This window comes from Variovorax sp. Root434 (genome assembly GCF_001426595.1).
Lineage (GTDB): Bacteria > Pseudomonadota > Gammaproteobacteria > Burkholderiales > Burkholderiaceae_C > Variovorax.
This window is the reverse complement of record NZ_LMEK01000012.1, coordinates 369,718-386,565: the sequence shown is the minus strand read 5'-3', so window position 1 is coordinate 386,565 and position 16,848 is coordinate 369,718. Positions and strand designations below refer to the sequence as shown.

Sequence of the window (16,848 nt, the reverse complement as noted above, 5' to 3'; positions counted from 1 at the left end):
GGGAAATGCCCAGAATCGAAGTTGCAGACGAAAGCCTTCAGCAGCCCTTAAGTAAATCAATCGTTTGATTTCATGCATGGTTTAATGCGGGGCATGAATGCGAGAGACCCGATCACCCAGGCCCCGCGCCGCGCACCGCGCAGCGACGGCGCCGAGGCACGCCACCGGCTGCTCCACACCGCGCTGCGGCTGTTCGCGCAGAAGGGGTTCTCCAAGACCTCCACGCGCGAGATCGCCCGCGAGGCCGGGGTCAACATCTCGGCCATCAGCTACTACTTCGGCGACAAGGAGGGGCTGTACGCGGCCACCTTCAGCGAACCGATGGGCGGCGACTCCAGCGACCTCGTCGCCGCCTGCAACGTGCCCGGCCAGTCGCTCGAGGACACGCTGCGCATCTGCATGGTGTCGATGGTCGATCCGCTCAAGCAGGGCGAGATCGTGCGGCAGTGCATCCAGCTGCACATGCGCGAGATGCTGGAGCCGACGAGCCGCTGGGCCGAGGAGCTGGAGCGCGACATCAAGGGTCCGCACCGCGCCATCGCCGACCTGCTGTGCCGCCACCTGGAGGTGGAGCGCGCCGACGACGACATCCACCGCCTGACCTTCGCGATCACCGGGCTGTCGATGCAGCTCTACGTGAGCCAGGATTTCATCGAGGCCATCCGTCCTTCGCTGCTGCGCACACCGCGCGCCATCGACACCTGGGCCGACCGCCTCACGGGCTATGCGCTGGCGCTGGTCGAGGCCGAAGCGGTCCGCCGGAATGCCGAGAGGAAGCTGAAGAAATGAGAAGACTCCAACTGAAACTGATGACGGCCCTCTGCCTGGGCATCGGCCTGGCGGGCTGTTCGCTGACGCGCCCGCCCGCGCAGGTCGAGGCGCCGTTCCCTGCGCAATGGCACGCCCCGCTGCCCCACGGCGGCTCGCTGGCTTCGCTGGCCGACTGGTGGCGCCAGCTCGACGATCCGCTGCTGGTCGAGCTGATCGCTGCTGCCGAAGCGGCGAGCCCGAACATTGCCAGCGCGGCGGCGCGCGTGGCCGAGGCGCGCTCCACGCGCGTGCAGGCCGGCGCCGCGCTGCTGCCGAGCCTGGATGGCACGGCTTCGGCCAGCCGCGGCACCTCGGGCTTTGCTTCCAGCGGCGGCGGCAGCAACAGCAGCAGCAACCTCTCCGCCAGCACGCCGATCACCACGCTGCAGGCGGGCCTGCAGTCGAAATGGGAAATCGACCTGTTCGGCCGCCTGCGCGCCGACCGCGATGCGGCCGAGGCCAAGCAGAACAGCGCCAACGCCAAGTGGCACGATGCCCGCGTGGCAGTGGCGGCCGAGACGGCCAACGCCTATTTCGCCGAGCGCGCCTGCCAGCAGCAGCTGCGGGTATCCGAATCGGACGCGCGTTCGCGCTCGGAGACGGCGCGGCTCAACGACCTCTCCGCGAAGGCCGGCTTCACCGCACCGGCCGATGCCGCACTGGCCCGCGCCAGCGCCTCCGACGCCTCGGGCCGTCTCACCCAGCAGCGCGCCCAGTGCGCGGTGCAGCGCAAGGCGCTGGTGGCGCTCAGCGGCATCGACGAAACCACGCTCGAACAGAAGCTCGCCGCCGCGCCAGCACAGCGTGCACTGCCAGCCGTGGGCAGCATCGCCAGCGTGCCGGCCGAGGCGATCTCGCAGCGGCCCGACGTGTACGCGGCCGAGCTCGGCGTAGCCTCGGCCAGCGCCGACGTAGGCTCGGCCGAAGCCGAGCGCTACCCCAAGCTCACGCTGTCGGGTTCGATCGGACGCACGCAATACCGCGTCAGCGGCGTGCACCAGTCGCTCGAGACCTGGACCGTGGGTCCGCTGTCGCTGACCGTGCCGCTGCTCGACGGCGGCGCGCGCAGGGCCAACACCGACGCCGCCAAGGCGCGCTACGCCGAAGCCGTGTCGCTCTACCGCGCCAACGTGCGGCAGGCCGTGCGCGAGGTCGAGGAGGCGCTGGTCAACCTCGACGCCACCGACGCCCGCACCACCGACGCCGACGCCGCGGTGAAGAACTACCAGGCCTCCTTCGACGCCACGCAGGCCCGCTACAGCAGCGGCCTCGCGAGCCTGTTCGAGCTGGAGGATTCGCGCCGCACGCTGTTCTCCGCGCAGACAGCGCGCGTCTCGCTGCAGCGCGAGCGCACCGAGGCATGGGTTGCGCTGTACCGCTCGATGGGCGGCGGCTGGAGCCGCTCCGCGCCCTCTTCCGAATCGTCCTCAATGACCACCACCCCGGCCACCCAGGTCGCGACGTCGCCATGAAAACAATGAAGCGTTCCACTCTCGTCATCGCGCTGCTCGCGCTGGTCGTCGTCATCGCGGCGATCTTCTTCGTGGCGCGCGGCAAGCCCTCGGACAAGGCAGCCGAGTCCGCCGCCGCCAAGGCAAAGGACGGCGCCTCCGCGCCCAGGCCCGCGCTGACCGTCACCGTCGCCAGGCCGGAGGCCACCGAGCTGATGCTCACGCTCGCGGCCAACGGCAACGTGGCCGCCTGGCAGGAGGCCGTGGTCGGCTCCGAATCCAACGGCCTGAAGCTGGCCGAGGTGCGCGTGAACGTGGGCGACGTCGTCAGGAAGGGCCAGGTGCTGGCCGTGTTCTCGCCCGAGACGGTGCAGGCCGACATCGCGCAGTCGCGAGCCTCGCTGGCCGAGGCCCGCGCCACCGCGGCCGACGCTGCCGGCAATGCCGCGCGCGCCCGCACGCTGCAGGCCACCGGCGCGCTGAGCCAGCAGCAGATCAACCAGTACCAGACGACCGAGCAGACCGCCAAGGCGCGCGTGGAGGCGGCCGAGGCGGTGCTGGCCGCACAGCAGGTGCGCGGGCGCAACACACAGGTTCTGGCACCCGACGACGGCGTGATCTCGGCGCGCACCGCCACCGTCGGCAGCGTGGTCTCGGCCGGCACCGAGCTGTTCCGCCTGATCCGCCAGGGCCGGCTCGAATGGCGCGCCGAGGTCACCTCGGCGGAGCTGAGCCGCATCGCGGTCGGCACCACCGCCTTCGTGGTCAGCGCCAGCGGCGCGCAAGTGCGGGGCAAAGTACGCAGCATCGCGCCCACGGTCGATCCGCAGACGCGCGCGGCGCTGGTGTACGTCGACCTGCCCAACGTGCAGCAGAACACCGGCATCAAGGCGGGCATGTTCGCGCGCGGTGACTTCGAGCTGGGCCGCAGCTCGGCGCCGACGGTGCCGCAAAGCGCCATCGTGCCGCGCGACGGCTTCAACAACGTCTTCCTGCTGAAGCCCGACAACAAGGTGGCGCAGATGAAGGTGCAGATCGGCCGGCGCCTGAACGACCGCATCGAAATCACCAGCGCGCTGCCCGACGGCGCCCAGGTGGTGGTGCAGGGTGCGGGCTTCCTGAACGACGGCGACCTGGTGCGCGTGGTGGATGCGCCCGCGCCCTCCGCGCAGCCGGCCAGGTCGGCGGCCTCCGCCGCCGCGGCCAAGTAAGCAATTCAAAGGACACGCCCATGAACGTTTCCGCCTGGTCCATACGCAACCCGATTCCGGCGGTGATGCTGTTCGTGCTGCTCACCTTCGGGGGGCTGCTGTCGTTCAACGCGATGAAGGTGCAGAACTTTCCGGACATCGACCTGCCGACCGTGACGGTCTCGGCGTCGCTGCCCGGCGCCGCGCCCTCGCAGCTGGAGACCGACGTCGCGCGCAAGCTCGAGAACTCCATCGCCACGGTGCAGGGCCTGAAGCACATCACCACCAAGGTGCAGGACGGCGCCGCCACGCTGATCGTCGAGTTCCGCCTCGAGAAGCCGGTGCAGGAAGCCGTGGACGACGTGCGCTCCGCGGTGCAGCGCGTGCGCGCCGACCTGCCGGCCGACGTGCGCGACCCGGTCGTCACCAAGCTCGACTTCGCGGCCCAGCCGGTGCTGGCCTTCACCATCGCCTCGTCGGCCATGGACGACGAAGCGCTGAGCTGGTTCGTCGACAACGACATCACCAAGAAGCTGCTCGCGCTGCCCGGCGTGGGCGCGGTGAACCGCGTGGGCGGCGTCACGCGCCAGGTGCACGTCGACCTCGACCCGGGCAAGCTGCAGGCGCTGGGCGCCTCGGCGGCTGACATCTCGCGCCAGTTGCGCCAGGTGCAGACCGAGAGCGCGGGCGGCCGCTTCGACCTGGGCGGCAGCGAGCAGCCCGTTCGCACCATGGCCACGGTGCAGTCGGCCGACCAGCTGGCCGACATGCAGATCGTGCTGACCGACGGACGGCGCATCCGCCTCGACCAGGTGGCGCGCATCAGCGACACCATCGCCGAGCCGCGCGCGGCCGCGCTGCTCAACGGCAAGCCGGTGGTGGGCTTCGAAGTGGCCCGCAGCCGCGGCGCCAGCGAGGTGGAAGTGGGCCACGCCGTGCAGAAGGCGCTGGCCGACCTGCGCGCGAAGCGGTCCGACATCGAGCTGACCGAGGCATTCAACTTCGTCGATCCGGTGGACGAGGAATACAACGGCTCGCTGCACCTGCTCTACGAGGGCGCCATCCTGGCCGTGGTGGTGGTGTGGCTGTTCCTGCGCGACTGGCGCGCCACGTTCGTGTCGGCCATCGCGCTGCCGATGTCGGTGATCCCGGCGTTCATCGGCATGTACCTGCTGGGCTTCTCGGTCAACGTGATCTCGCTGCTGGCGCTGTCGCTGGTGGTCGGCATATTGGTGGACGACGCCATCGTGGAGGTCGAGAACATCGTGCGCCACCTGCGCATGGGCAAGACACCTTACCAGGCGGCCATGGAGGCGGCCGACGAGATCGGGCTGGCCGTGATCGCCACCACCTTCACGCTGATCGCGGTGTTCCTGCCCACGGCTTTCATGAGCGGCGTGGCCGGCAAGTTCTTCAAGCAGTTCGGCTGGACGGCCTCGCTCGCGGTGTTCGCGTCACTGGTGGTGGCGCGCGTGCTCACGCCCATGATGGCGGCCTACATCCTCAAGCCGATCGTCGGCGCGGAGAAGGAGCCGGGCTGGCTGCGCTGGTACATGCGCGCGGTGGAATGGAGCACGCACAACCGCTTCAAGACGATGGTGCTGGCCACCCTCTTCTTCTTCGGTTCGCTGGCGATGATCCCGCTGCTCAAGACCGGCTTCATTCCGGCGGACGACAACTCGCAGACGCAGATCTATCTCTCGCTCGCACCCGGCTCCACGCTGGCGCAGACCACGGCCGCCGCCGAGGAAACCCGCAACCGCGTGATGAAGATCGACCACGTGAAGAGCGTCTACACCACGGTGGCGGGCGGCAGCGCGGGCGGCGACCCGTTCGCGAACTTCGGCACGCCCGAAACGCGCAAGGCGACGCTCACCATCAAGCTCGATCCGCGCGGCGACCGCCCGCGCAAGCAGGTGATCGAGAACCGGATCCGCGCCGCGCTCGAAACGCTGCCCGGCGTGCGCAGCACCGTGGGCCTGGGCGGCTCGGGCGAGAAGTACATCCTGGCGCTCACGGGCGAAGACCCGGCGGCGCTGGCCAGCGCCGCCAGCGCAGTCGAGAAAGACCTGCGCACCATTCCCGGCCTGGGCAACATCACCTCCACCGCGAGCCTGATCCGCCCCGAGATCGCCGTGCGGCCCGACTTCGCGCGCGCCGCCGACCTGGGCGTGACCAGCTCGGCCATCGCCGAGACGCTGCGCGTGGCCACCCTGGGCGACTACGACCAGGCGCTGGCCAAGCTCAACCTCGCGCAGCGGCAGGTGCCGATCGTGGTGAAGCTGGAAGACTCGGCACGCAAGGACATCGACCTGCTCGGGCGCCTCTCGGTGCCCGGCGCGCGCGGGCCCGTGATGCTGAACCAGGTGGCCTCGCTCACCATGGAAGGCGGCCCGGCCGTGATCGACCGCTACGACCGCTCGCGCAACGTGAACTTCGAGATCGAGCTTTCGGGCGTGGGCCTGGGCGACGCCAAGGCCGCGGTGGAGAAGCTGCCTTCGATCCAGAAGCTGCCGGCCGGCGTGCGCGTGACCGAAGTGGGCGACGCCGAGGTGATGACCGAGCTGTTCGCCAGCTTCGGCCTCGCCATGCTCACGGGCATGCTGTGCATCTACATCGTGCTGGTGCTGCTGTTCAAGGACTTCCTGCATCCGGTGACGATCCTGTGCGCGCTGCCGCTCGCCTTGGGCGGCGCGTTCGTGGGGCTGCTGATCGGGCAGAAGGCGCTGTCGATGCCCTCGCTGATCGGCCTCATCATGCTGATGGGCATTGCCACCAAGAACTCCATCCTGCTGGTGGAGTACGCCATCGTGGCGCGCCGCGACCACGGCATGAGCCGCTGGGACGCGCTGCGCGACGCCTGCCACAAGCGCGCGCGGCCCATCATCATGACCACGCTGGCCATGGGCGCGGGCATGCTGCCCATCGCGGTGGGCTTCGGCGCGGCCGATTCGAGCTTTCGTTCGCCGATGGCAATGGCGGTGATCGGCGGGCTGATCACCTCGACCGTGCTGAGCCTGCTGGTGGTGCCGGCCGTGTTCACCTACGTGGACGACATCGAGCACTGGATCCGGCGCACCATGCGCAAGCTGCGCGGGCAGCCGGCCGATCCGCACATCGACGACGACCTGGTCGAGACGCCTGCGGCGGGGCAGTAAGCCTCCCGGCAGAACAAAAAAAGCTGCGGCACTGCCGCAGCTTTTTTTTGCCCGGGCTCGGAGCCCCGAGGAGTGTCAGGCGTCCAGCTGTGCCAGCCGCTTCAGCTTGCGTTCACTCATGCGCTTGGCAAGGCGCGGCAGCACCAGCACGGCCACCACGATGACGACCAGCGCGATCGACATCGGACGCTGGAAGAACACCACCGCGCTGCCCTCGCCGATCGACATGGCGTTGCGCAGCTGCGCTTCGGCCAGCGGGCCCAGGATCATGCCGACCACCACGGGAGCCGTCGGGAAATCGAAGCGGCGCATCACCACGCCCAGCAGGCCGATGGCGTACAGCAGGAACAGGTCGAACGCGCTCTGGCGCATGCCGTAGGCGCCCACCGTCGCGAAGATCAGGATGCCGGCGTAGAGCTGGGGTTTCGGAATCTTCAGCAGCTTGACCCACAGGCCGACCATCGGCAGGTTCAGCACCAGCAGCATCACGTTGCCGATGTACAGCGATGCAATCAGCGCCCACACCAACGCGGCCGAGGTGGTGAACAGCTGCGGACCCGGCTGGATGCCGTAGTTCTGGAACGCGCCCAGCAGGATGGCGGTGGTGTTCGAGGTCGGAATGCCCAGGGTGAGCAGCGGGATCAGCGCGGCTGTCACCGTAGCGTTGTTGGCGGCCTCGGGTCCGGCCACGCCTTCGATGGCGCCGGTGGTGCCGAACTCGGCCTTGGCGTCCTTGTCCTTGGCGAGCTTCTTCTCGGTCGCGTAGCTCAGGAAGGTCGGGATCTCCGTGCCGCCGGCCGGGATGCAGCCGAACGGCGTGCCGATGGCGGTGCCGCGCAGCCAGGCGGGAATGGAGCGCTTCCAGTCGCGCTTGCTCATGTGCACGCGGCTGAGCTTGTTCTGGCCTTCGACCACGCGGCCTTCGTACAGCACGGCGTACAGCACCTCGGCCACGGCGAACAGGCCCACGGCCACCAGCACGATCTCGATGCCGTCGAGCAGTTCGGGCACGCCACCGGTATAGCGGCCCTGGCCCGAGATCTGGTCGAGGCCGACGCAACCCGCGGCGAGGCCGACGAACAGCGCCGTCATGCCGCGCAGCGTGCTCTTGCCGAGCACCGCGCTCACCGTGGTGAAGGCCAGCAGCATCAGCATGAAGTACTCGGGCGGGCCGAGCTTGACCGCGAAGTCGGCCACGAAGGGCGCGAACAGCGTGACGATGACGGTGGCGATGGTGCCGGCCACGAACGAGCCGATGGCAGCCGTGGCGAGCGCTGCGCCCGCACGGCCGCTCTTGGCCATCTTGTTGCCCTCCATCGCCGTCACCATGCTGGCGGTTTCGCCGGGCGTGTTCAGCAGGATGGAGGTGGTCGAGCCGCCGTACATGGCGCCGTAGTAGATGCCCGAGAAGAAGATCATCGAGGCCGTGATGTCGACCTTGCCGGTGATGGGCAGCAGCATGGCCACGGCCACGGCCGGGCCGATGCCGGGCAGCACGCCCACGGCCGTGCCCAGGGCGCAGCCGACCAGGCACCACAGCAGGTTGACGGGGGTGATGGCGGCGGCGAAGCCCGCCATGAGTGCGTTGAAGATATCCATGTCAGATCCACCCGGTGTTGGTGAGGCCAGGCAGGTTGATGGCCAGGAATTGCGTGAACATCCAGAACACCGGGGCCGAGATCAGCGCGCCGGTGACGAAGTCGATGAGCCAGGTGCGCGGCGAGTTGACGCCGCCCTGCCCGCTCGCGCGGCGCAGGCCCTGCACCGCGAGCACGTAGCACATCGTGCAGCTCAGGATGAAGCCGAGCGTGGTGATGAGCGCTGCGTTGAGCAGCAGCCCCGCCGACACCCAGACGAAGCCGGGCCAGTAGGCATGCTCGGCGCCAGTAGGCGCGTCGAGCTCGCGGAAGCCGCCGGTGCGCGCCTCCCACAGGATCCAGGCGCCGCACAGCACGAGCACCACGGACACCAGCCACGGCAGGAAGTTGGGGCCGACGCCGCCATAGCCGGCTTCGGAAGAAATGCCGATCGCGCCGAAGGCCAGCGCGAGGCCGGTCAGCAGCACGCCGGCGCCGACCAGGGTTTGTGGCCATGTGGCCGAGGGTTGCGGCGAGGCCGAGGAGTCTGGAGTTGTCATTTTTTGCTCCCGCAGTCGGGGGGAAGAGAACCCCTTCGGGGAACACCGAGGAACCGGCTTTGCCGGGCCTCAGGTGTTGCCCCCGGCAGGGGGAAGGCGAAGCGACACGAAGTGCGCGCAGCCTGGGGGCGAGCCCGATTCAGACCATGCCGGACTTCGCCATGATGGCCCGGAGGCTGGCGAAGTCGTCATCGACGAACTTGGCGAAGGCGTCGCCCGAGAGCACCGCCGGCGTCCAGTCGTTCTTCTTGAGCGACTCGGCCCACGACGGGCTCTTCATCGCGGCCAGCACCATGTCGGTCAGCGCCTTGCGCTGCTCGGCCGAGATGCCGGGCGCGCCGTACACGCCGCGCCAGTTGCCGATCTCGACGTCGATGCCCTGCTCCTTCAGCGTGGGCACGTTGATGCCCGGCAGGCGCTGCGCGGAGGTGACGGCAATGGCCTTCATCTTGCCGGCGGCGATGTATTCGGCGAATTCGCTGTAGCCGCTGCCGCCGACGGTGACGTTGCCGCCCAGGACAGCGGCAGTGGCTTCACCGCCTCCGCGGAAGGCCACGTAGTTGATCTTGGACGGATCGGCGCCCACCTTCTGCGCGATCATGGCCGCGGCGATGTGCTCGGTGGAGCCGCGCGAACCGCCGCCCCACTTGACGCTGCCCGGGTCCTTCTTGAGCTGGTCGACCACGTCCTTCATGCTCTTGAGCGGCGAGTTGGCCGGCAGCACGAACACGTTGTACTCGGTCGTCAGGCGGGCGATGGGCGTGGCCTGCGACAGGTTGACCGGCGGCTTGCCGGTGATGATGCCGCCCAGCATGACCGAGCCCATGACCATCAGCGCGTTGGCATCGCCCTTGGAGCCGTTCACGAACTGGGCCAGGCCCAGCGCGCCGGCGGCGCCGCCCTTGTTGTCGTAGGTGACGGTGTCGGCCACCTTGGCTTCGGTCATGGCCTTGCCCAGTGCGCGGCCGGTGGTGTCCCAGCCGCCGCCGGGGTTGGCGGGAATCATCATCTTGACGTTGGCGGCCGCCAGGGCTGACAGTGGCAGGGCACCGGTGGCGGCCAGCGCGGCCAATGACTTCAGAAAGGTGTCGCGACGCATGCGTGTCTCCTGGAATTGGAAGGAACTTGAAAGGAAGCTGACTTTTAGCTGAGCGCTATCATGCGCCGCCCCGCTGTCAGTTGGCTGTCCGCCAGACTGGGGAAAACACCAAAGTACCCACCCCTGCCGCCACCGTATGAAGCTGCTGCTGGTCGAAGACGATCCCTCGATGCAAATCACCCTGCAGCGCACCCTCGGGCGCCGCCGGATCGACGTGCGCGTCTGCGGCGACGGGGCCGAAGCTGTGGCCCAGTGGCGCGCCATCGAGCCCGACGTGGTCGCCCTCGACCTGAGCCTGCCCAACCTCGACGGCCTGCAGGTGCTGGCCCAGGCCCGGGCCGAAGGCTTGCGCACGCCGGTGCTGCTGCTGACCGCCCGCGGCACGGTCGGCGACCGCATCGTGGGCCTCAACGCCGGCGCCGACGATTACCTGCCCAAGCCCTTCGACCTCGACGAGCTGGAAGCCCGCATCCGCGCGCTGCGCCGGCGCAGCCACGGCGTCGCGGGGCAGGACGCCGGACTCAACCCGCAGGAGATCGGCGGGCTGCGCTTCGAGCCCGACAACGGCGCCATCTACAACCGCGCCGAACTGCTCGAACTCACGCCGCGCGAGCTGGCGCTGCTGAAGGCGCTGATGATGAAGCCCGGCCACGCCATGACCAAGGAGCGCCTGTTCGAGCTGGTGTTTCCAGGCGAGGCCGACGTGCAGTACGAAGCCATCGAGGTGGTGGTTTACCGCCTGCGCAAGAAGCTCGTGGGCACGGGCGCCGTGCTGATGACCATGCGCGGGCTGGGCTACCTGCTGCGCCCCGAGACATGATTCACCCCCAGGCTGCGCGCACTTCGTGTCGCTTCGCCAACCCCCTTGCAGGGGGCAACGCCTGCGGCCCGGCAAAGCCGGTTCCGCGGCGTTCCCCGAGCTGCAAGCCCATTCGATGACCCGCGCGATCTCGTTGCGCGCACGGCTGCTGCTCGGCATCCTCGCGCCGATTGCGGTATTCATCGTGATCAACAGCGTGAGCCTGTACCGCCAGAGCCTCGCGGCCGCGACCACGGCCTACGACCGCACATTGCTCGCGTCGGCCAAGACCATCGGCGAACAGCTCGACGTGGAGGGCTACGACGACATGGCGCGGCTGCGGGCCATCGTGCCCTACTCCGCACTGGAGGCCTTCGAGGCCGACAACCGCAGCCGGTTGTTCTATCGGGTCTCGGCGCTCGACGGCAAGCTGATCTCGGGCTTTGCCGAGCTTCCCTTCTGGCGCGGCCGCATTCCGGACCGCGGCGCGTATGCGGCGCTGGTCGACTTCTACGACGCGCAATTCCGCAACCAGCCGGTGCGGGTCGCCGTCCTGCTGCAGCCGGTGGCGAGCGCCACCGGCCGCGGTATGGCCGTGGTGCAGGTGGCCGAGACGCTGGAGCTGCGCGAAACCCTGGTGCGCAAGCTGCTGCTCGACATGCTGTGGCGCCAGCTGCTGCTGATGGGCGTGATCGCGCTGGTCACCGTGTTCGTGGTGCAGCGCGCCACGCGGCCGGTGCGCGAGCTGGGCGAAGCCATCGAGAAGCGCCCGGCCGACGACCTCTCGCCCATCGACGCGCCCGATGCGCCGCGCGAGCTGCGCCCGCTGATCGACGCCACCACGCAGGTGATGGGCCGGCTGCAGCGGCTGCTCGACCACCAGAAGCGCTTCGTGCGCGACAGCGCCCACCAGCTGCGCACGCCGCTGGCCGTGCTGAAGGCCCAGGTGCAGTCGGCGCGGCGCGGCGACGTCGCTCCCGAGCAGGCGTTCGGCGAGATCAGCCACACGGTGGAGCGCGCCACCACGCTGGCCAACCAGATGCTGTCGCTCGCCAAGGTGGAGCAGCTGCGCCAGCAGCCGGAGTCGGTGACGCTCGACTTCGGCGAGGTGGCGCGGCAGATCGCGCTCGACCTGTCGCCGCTGGTGGCCGACAAGGCGCTCGACTTCGAGCTCGCCATCGACGAGCCCGTGCCGGTGCGCGCCCATCATTGGATGCTGCAGGAGCTCACGCGCAACCTGCTGCACAACGCGATCAAGCAGAGCCCCATGGGCGCTGCGCTGTCGGTCTCGGTGCGCGCCGAGGGCGATGACGCGGTGCTCACCGTGCGCGACTGCGGCCCCGGCATCTCGCCCGAGCTGCGGCAGCGCCTGTTCGCGCCCTTCTCCGCCGGCAGCGCGTCGAGCGGTTCCGGGCTGGGACTGGCGATCTGCCGCGAGATCGTGCTGGCGCTCGGCGGGCGCATCAGCCTCGACAACCGCTGCGAGCCGGACGCGCACAACGGGGCCGAACAGGTGATCGGGCTGGACGCGGTCGTGCATCTGCCGCTGTCGGGGCACAATTCCTGACACCCACTCTTCGACATCCATGGACCGTCTGCGCATCGACAAATGGCTCTGGGCCGCCCGCTTCTTCAAGACGCGCTCGCTGGCCGCGGAGGAAATCGGCAAGAACCGCGTGCAGGTGAATGGCGACGTCGCCAAGGCATCGCGCGAGGTCAAGCCCGGCGACACCGTGGCCATGCGCATGGGCCCGCTGACGCGGACCGTGACGGTGCGCGGTCTCAGCGGCCAGCGCGGGCCGGCGCCGGTGGCGCAGCAGCTCTACGAGGAAACCGCCGAGAGCCTCGCGGCGCAGGCCGCCTTCCGGGAGCAGCGCCGCGCGGGCACCGAACCGGCCCTGGCCATCGAACAGGGCCGCCCCACCAAGCGCGACCGGCGCGAGCTCGACGGCGCCGCGCGCCGGTATGCCGAATGGGACGACCGCTGGAGCGCCTCGCTGCCCCCCGAAGACGACGAGCGCTGATCGATCGCGTACGCTGTCGGCTCTTTTTCTTCACGGAGTCCCGCTTCATGGCCAGCTTCAAGAAATACCGCGCCGGCGGCAAGTTCAAGCTCTCGCACATCGACCCCGACGACACGTCGTTCTGCCATGGCGACGAGGCCTTGCAGCGCGCCGAACTCGACGCCCTGGCCGTCGAGCTCGACGAGTTGCAGGACGTGCTGCACGCCGAGGGGCGGCGCAAGCTGCTGCTGGTGCTGCAGGGCATGGACACCAGCGGCAAGGACGGCACCGTGCGCTGGGTGTTCTCGCGCACCTCGCCGCTGGGCGTGCGCGTGACGGCCTTCAAGGCGCCGAACGACGAGGAACGCGCACACGACTACCTCTGGCGCTGCCATGCCGCCGTGCCGCGCACCGGCGAGATCATGGTGTGGAACCGCAGCCACTACGAAGACGTGCTCGTTCCCGTGGTCGAGGGCTGGATCGACAAGGCCGAGGCGAAACGCCGCTACGCCCAGATCAACGACTTCGAGCGGCTGCTCACCGAAACCGGCACGGTGATCGTCAAGTGCATGCTGCACATCGACAAGGACGAGCAGCGGGAGCGCCTGCAGGCCCGGATCGATACGCTCGGCAAGCAATGGAAGTTCAGCATGGACGACCTCGCGGTGCGCACCAAGTGGAGCGCCTACCAGCAGGCCTACGAGACCGCGCTGGGCGCCACATCGACCGATCACGCGCCTTGGTACGTGGTGCCCGCCAACAGCAAGCGGCATCGCAACGTGATGATCGCGCAGCTGCTGGTGAAGACGATGCGGCAGATGAAGCTCAAGCCGCCGCCGCCGGACCCGGCGCTCAAGGGAATGATCGTCAAGTGAGCTTGCCGGCCCCGCGCGGGGCCGTCGAAGCTCAGGAGCGGCGGGTTGGTGCCTGCGCCAGCACGCGGCACTGGCCGAACTCGCAACGCACGGCCCAGGTTCCGCCGTTGTCGCAGGGCACGTTGTAGTTCTCGTAGCCGGGGCCCTTGGCCGTGAGCTCGGCGCGCGGCTGCAGGTTGCAGCGGCCGGCCTTGGCGAGCGTCTCGACGTTGTAGGTGTCGACGCCGGTACGGCGGGGCTTCGCAATGACGCCCGGGGTGAAGGTGTTGCCGTAGAACGATTCGCGCACGTTGGGGTCGAGGTTGCGATAGCCGCGCTTGGCCATGCAATGCACGATCGCGATCTGCTGGTGCTCGGCGATCAGTTCCGGATCAGGGCGGCCGTTCCAGTCGATGACGGCGGCGGTGATGCCGGTGTAAGAGGCTGCAGCGACGATACCCTGCCCGTACACCGTGATCAGCCCGACGCCCAGCGCGCCCCACATGGCGTCGCCGGTTTCGCTGCGGGCCGTGATGCGGGTCGATGCCGTGCGGCATGCCGCCACGTCGTTGTCGTAGCGCGCCTTGTCCACGCCCTCCATGGCGACCATGGGCACATAGGAAGTGCCTGTGCCCGTTCCGGGTTCGGTGGGTGTCGGCGGTGCGCTGGCGCAACCGGCCAGGCCCACGGCGGCGAACACAATGCTCAGCAGCAGCTTCATGCAATCCCTCGTCTTCTTCGCGATAGTTGCGGGATTTAACCATACATATAGTTACTCCTGAATCACCTTGTCGTGAATGCACGACGGCGCACGTCTCGAAGTTGGATTACAAAATGAGAAAATAGGTTACATCTCGTTCGCGTCGGTTCTGAACGCTGCCCATCCGAACTTCCCTTGACCTACCGTCCCGCGCCCTTCTTCGCCAACGTGGTGCTCGTCGTTTCGATGGCATTGCTGGGCGTCATCGGTGTCTTGCTGGTCGGAGCGGTCGGCTCGCAGCAGTCCGATGCGCTGTTGCACCTCACGCGGGCCGACTGGCAGGTCGACGACGCGCCTGGCTTCAGCAATCCAGCGCCTCTTCAGGACAGCAGCACCCTGCCGAACACCTGGAAGCAGGTCGAACTGCCCCTCGCCCTTCCCATTGCGCTGCTGCGACAGGCAGAGGCCACTTCCACAAGGACGACGCGCACGACCTGGATCAGGCTGTCCGTGCGCGGCCTGCCGCCCAACCCCGGGCCGCTTGCGCTGTATGGCATCCGGATCAAGACCGACGGCACCATCGCGGTCTACGCCGATGGCCATCTGGTCCACCGGGCGCAGCAGTCGGGTCCGCTATGGAACAGCACCCGCACTCCGCTGTGGGTCCAGCTGGACGACGGCGCCGGCAGCAAGCCGCCCAGCGAGATCCTCCTGCGCCTGGAGCACACCCGGGGTGCCCAGGTGGCGCTGTCGTCGCTGTGGATCGGCCCCATCGACGCGCTGAGAGGCCGCTACGGCATGCGCCAGTGGCTGCAGCAGGAGCTGCCGGCACTGCTCAGTGCGGCCTTCATGACCGTGGGCGTGTTCGCCCTGTTCGTGTGGTTCAGGCGCCGCGACGAAACGGCCTACCTGCTGTTCTTCAACCTCTCAGCCACCTCTTTCATGCGGGGGCTGCATTTCTACGTGAGCCTGCCGATAGCGAACGACTGGTTCGCCTGGCTGACCGTCAACTCGCTTTTCTGGCTGGTGATGATCGTGCACTTCTTCCTGCGCCAATTGCACGGCCGGCAGCTCAAAGCGCTGACTTGCGGCGTGGTCGTGGCAACCACCGCCATCGGCATCGTCACGATGCCCGGCCTGTCCATCGTGCAGAACACCCCCCGGGTCACGCCGCTGATCTACGCGGTCGCGGCACTGCTGGGCGCGGCGGTCTGCCTGGTGGGCGGCGTCAGCGCATGGCGCCGCTCAAACGAAGGCCGGCTGGTGGCGGTAGGGATCGGCATCTGCGTGCTGCTGGGCCTTACCGACTGGCTTCTGCAGAACAACTTCATCAGCCCCGAGGGTTGGTACATGGGGGCGTACACCAACGCCGTCACTTTCAGCGTATTCGGCGTGCTGATGTACCGCCGCTACATGCACGCCATCGGCGAGGTCGAGCAGCTCAACGCGAGCCTTGCGCAGCGCCTGCAGAAACGCGAGGCCGAACTCGAGCTGAGCCACCAGCGGCTGCGCGAGGTCGAGCGCCTGCAGACCATCAGCGACGAGCGCCAGCGCCTGATGCAGGACATGCACGACGGGCTCGGCTCTTCGCTGATCAGCGCGATCCGCTCGGTCGAGAGCGGCGGCATGAGCGACGACAAGGTCTCGCAGATCCTCAAGAGCTGCCTGGACGACCTGAGGCTCGCGCTCGACTCCCTGGAGCCGGTCGAGGCCGACCTGCTGCTGCTGCTGGCCACGCTGCGCTACCGGCTGGAGCCGCGGCTCGAAGGCACTGGTGTTTCGCTGCGATGGGAAGTGCAGGAGTTGCCGGCCCTGGGCTGGCTCGATCCCTCCAGCGCGCTGCACATCCTGCGCATCGTGCAGGAAAGCATCTCGAACATCTTGCGGCACACGCGCGCTACGGAGATACGCGTTGGCACCTCGCTGGAGGGCGCGGGTGTGCAGGTGACGATCGAGGACAACGGCCAGGGCTTCGACGTCCAGAAGGTGATGGGCAATCCGTCCGCATCCGGACGGGGCCTGCAGAACCAGCGGCGGCGGGCGCAGGCGATCAAGGCTGTGGTCCGTTGGGAATCGAAACCGACGGGAACGCGGTTCGTGCTGTGGCTGCCGCTGCAGCGGGAGCCACACGCGGCATGACGTTCCAGGCAACGGGGTCCGCTGACCACATTCCTACTTCGCCGCGTTCACCAGCTGCGGCCGACTCTGGTACTGGGAAGGAATGGCATCCCTGTAATAGGCCTTGCCAGTGAGATTCTGATTGGCGGAATGGGCTTCCTTGACTGCTTCGGCATTGACGACATCCCGGGACTTTGAAGACCCGAGCGGTGCGATGACTCCGCTCGATGCCGATTCCCTGTAAAGATCTTCCTTCTGCGCGACGGTTGCGGCCTCTGCGTCGACGTCTGCCCGGGAGCGAACGCTGGAACCTTGAAGCACGCCGTCGTAGGTTTCCGCCTGAGCGGCCGAAGCGAAAAGAAGCGCAAGAATGGCGCCTTGAACAATTTGAATTTTCTTCATGTCTGTCCTTGAGAGTTGAGTGTCGATCCTTGCTCGGCTCAAACTTTCACTGCTCTGAAATTTGTTGCCTGCGTGTGCGATTTTCTGGCGCCTTCCCGCCATCTTGGTACGCGCATGCAGCAACGTC

General features: G+C 68.2%; 14 protein-coding genes. 9 read left to right on the top strand and 5 right to left on the bottom strand.

Annotated features, from left to right (window positions below):
- Nucleotides 1–84 precede the first annotated feature (84 nt).
- The 4 genes from ASD05_RS12310 to ASD05_RS12295 are packed head-to-tail and all read left to right on the top strand — an operon-like array spanning nt 85 to nt 6,609.
- Nucleotides 85–789, top strand: a complete 705-nt coding sequence (locus ASD05_RS12310) for a CerR family C-terminal domain-containing protein (protein ID WP_157610088.1) — start codon at nt 85–87, stop codon at nt 787–789.
- On the top strand, nt 786–2,282 hold the full coding sequence (locus ASD05_RS12305) for an efflux transporter outer membrane subunit (RefSeq protein ID WP_056592362.1): 1,497 nt from the start codon (nt 786–788) through the stop codon (nt 2,280–2,282). Before ASD05_RS12310 ends, ASD05_RS12305 begins: the two co-directional genes overlap by 4 nt.
- Nucleotides 2,279–3,472: an efflux RND transporter periplasmic adaptor subunit gene (locus ASD05_RS12300; RefSeq protein WP_056592358.1), complete on the top strand. Its 1,194-nt coding sequence runs from the start codon at nt 2,279–2,281 to the stop codon at nt 3,470–3,472. Before ASD05_RS12305 ends, ASD05_RS12300 begins: the two co-directional genes overlap by 4 nt.
- 20 nt (nt 3,473–3,492) lie before the next feature.
- A complete protein-coding gene (locus ASD05_RS12295; protein ID WP_056592354.1) occupies nt 3,493–6,609 on the top strand; it encodes an efflux RND transporter permease subunit in 3,117 nt (1,038 codons plus the stop codon).
- 75 nt (nt 6,610–6,684) lie between these two features.
- On the opposite strand, the gene ASD05_RS12290 is transcribed toward ASD05_RS12295, so the two are convergent.
- The 3 genes from ASD05_RS12290 to ASD05_RS12280 all read right to left on the bottom strand — a co-directional run bounded on the left by ASD05_RS12290 (nt 6,685) and on the right by ASD05_RS12280 (nt 9,845).
- Nucleotides 6,685–8,208 (bottom strand): tripartite tricarboxylate transporter permease, encoded by a 1,524-nt coding sequence (locus ASD05_RS12290; RefSeq protein WP_056592351.1) that lies wholly within the window; start codon nt 8,206–8,208, stop codon nt 6,685–6,687.
- Between the two features lies 1 nt (nt 8,209).
- Complete coding sequence (locus ASD05_RS12285; RefSeq protein WP_056592349.1) at nt 8,210–8,746, bottom strand: tripartite tricarboxylate transporter TctB family protein; 537 nt, start codon at nt 8,744–8,746, stop codon at nt 8,210–8,212.
- Between the two features lie 139 nt (nt 8,747–8,885).
- Nucleotides 8,886–9,845 (bottom strand): tripartite tricarboxylate transporter substrate binding protein, encoded by a 960-nt coding sequence (locus tag ASD05_RS12280; protein WP_007836847.1) that lies wholly within the window; start codon nt 9,843–9,845, stop codon nt 8,886–8,888.
- A 136-nt stretch (nt 9,846–9,981) separates the two neighbouring features.
- Between ASD05_RS12280 and ASD05_RS12275 the strand changes: the two genes are divergently transcribed.
- The 4 genes from ASD05_RS12275 to ASD05_RS12260 all read left to right on the top strand — a co-directional run bounded on the left by ASD05_RS12275 (nt 9,982) and on the right by ASD05_RS12260 (nt 13,522).
- Nucleotides 9,982–10,665, top strand: a complete 684-nt coding sequence (locus ASD05_RS12275) for a response regulator transcription factor (RefSeq protein ID WP_056592346.1) — start codon at nt 9,982–9,984, stop codon at nt 10,663–10,665.
- A 115-nt stretch (nt 10,666–10,780) separates the two neighbouring features.
- Nucleotides 10,781–12,211 (top strand): sensor histidine kinase, encoded by a 1,431-nt coding sequence (locus ASD05_RS12270; protein WP_056592343.1) that lies wholly within the window; start codon nt 10,781–10,783, stop codon nt 12,209–12,211.
- Between the two features lie 19 nt (nt 12,212–12,230).
- Nucleotides 12,231–12,668, top strand: a complete 438-nt coding sequence (locus tag ASD05_RS12265) for an RNA-binding S4 domain-containing protein (protein ID WP_056592340.1) — start codon at nt 12,231–12,233, stop codon at nt 12,666–12,668.
- A gap of 47 nt (nt 12,669–12,715) precedes the next feature.
- The gene (locus tag ASD05_RS12260) at nt 12,716–13,522 is read left to right on the top strand and encodes a PPK2 family polyphosphate kinase (protein ID WP_056592339.1); all 807 of its coding nucleotides are present in this window, start codon (nt 12,716–12,718) and stop codon (nt 13,520–13,522) included.
- Between the two features lie 31 nt (nt 13,523–13,553).
- Here ASD05_RS12260 and ASD05_RS12255 read toward each other — a convergent pair whose 3' ends face one another.
- Nucleotides 13,554–14,222 (bottom strand): hypothetical protein, encoded by a 669-nt coding sequence (locus ASD05_RS12255; protein ID WP_056592337.1) that lies wholly within the window; start codon nt 14,220–14,222, stop codon nt 13,554–13,556.
- 174 nt (nt 14,223–14,396) lie between these two features.
- On the opposite strand from ASD05_RS12255, the gene ASD05_RS12250 reads away from it, so the two are divergent.
- A complete protein-coding gene (locus ASD05_RS12250) occupies nt 14,397–16,340 on the top strand; it encodes a sensor histidine kinase (protein WP_056592333.1) in 1,944 nt (647 codons plus the stop codon).
- A gap of 33 nt (nt 16,341–16,373) precedes the next feature.
- On the opposite strand, the gene ASD05_RS12245 is transcribed toward ASD05_RS12250, so the two are convergent.
- On the bottom strand, nt 16,374–16,721 hold the full coding sequence (locus ASD05_RS12245; RefSeq protein WP_056592331.1) for a hypothetical protein: 348 nt from the start codon (nt 16,719–16,721) through the stop codon (nt 16,374–16,376).
- Nucleotides 16,722–16,848 lie beyond the last annotated feature (127 nt).

Excerpts from the sequence above, each read along its gene's own strand:
- ASD05_RS12290 (WP_056592351.1), bottom strand. The coding sequence starts at position 8,208 with ATGGATATCTTCAACGCACTCATGGCGGGCTTCGCCGCCGCCATCACC.
- ASD05_RS12280 (WP_007836847.1), bottom strand. The coding sequence starts at position 9,845 with ATGCGTCGCGACACCTTTCTGAAGTCATTGGCCGCGCTGGCCGCCACC.
- ASD05_RS12300 (WP_056592358.1), top strand. The coding sequence starts at position 2,279 with ATGAAAACAATGAAGCGTTCCACTCTCGTCATCGCGCTGCTCGCGCTG.
- ASD05_RS12285 (WP_056592349.1), bottom strand. The coding sequence starts at position 8,746 with ATGACAACTCCAGACTCCTCGGCCTCGCCGCAACCCTCGGCCACATGG.
- ASD05_RS12255 (WP_056592337.1), bottom strand. The coding sequence starts at position 14,222 with ATGAAGCTGCTGCTGAGCATTGTGTTCGCCGCCGTGGGCCTGGCCGGT.
- ASD05_RS12260 (WP_056592339.1), top strand. The coding sequence starts at position 12,716 with ATGGCCAGCTTCAAGAAATACCGCGCCGGCGGCAAGTTCAAGCTCTCG.
- ASD05_RS12245 (WP_056592331.1), bottom strand. The coding sequence starts at position 16,721 with ATGAAGAAAATTCAAATTGTTCAAGGCGCCATTCTTGCGCTTCTTTTC.
- ASD05_RS12310 (WP_157610088.1), top strand. The coding sequence starts at position 85 with ATGCGGGGCATGAATGCGAGAGACCCGATCACCCAGGCCCCGCGCCGC.
- ASD05_RS12305 (WP_056592362.1), top strand. The coding sequence starts at position 786 with ATGAGAAGACTCCAACTGAAACTGATGACGGCCCTCTGCCTGGGCATC.
- ASD05_RS12275 (WP_056592346.1), top strand. The coding sequence starts at position 9,982 with ATGAAGCTGCTGCTGGTCGAAGACGATCCCTCGATGCAAATCACCCTG.
- ASD05_RS12270 (WP_056592343.1), top strand. The coding sequence starts at position 10,781 with ATGACCCGCGCGATCTCGTTGCGCGCACGGCTGCTGCTCGGCATCCTC.
- ASD05_RS12295 (WP_056592354.1), top strand. The coding sequence starts at position 3,493 with ATGAACGTTTCCGCCTGGTCCATACGCAACCCGATTCCGGCGGTGATG.
- ASD05_RS12265 (WP_056592340.1), top strand. The coding sequence starts at position 12,231 with ATGGACCGTCTGCGCATCGACAAATGGCTCTGGGCCGCCCGCTTCTTC.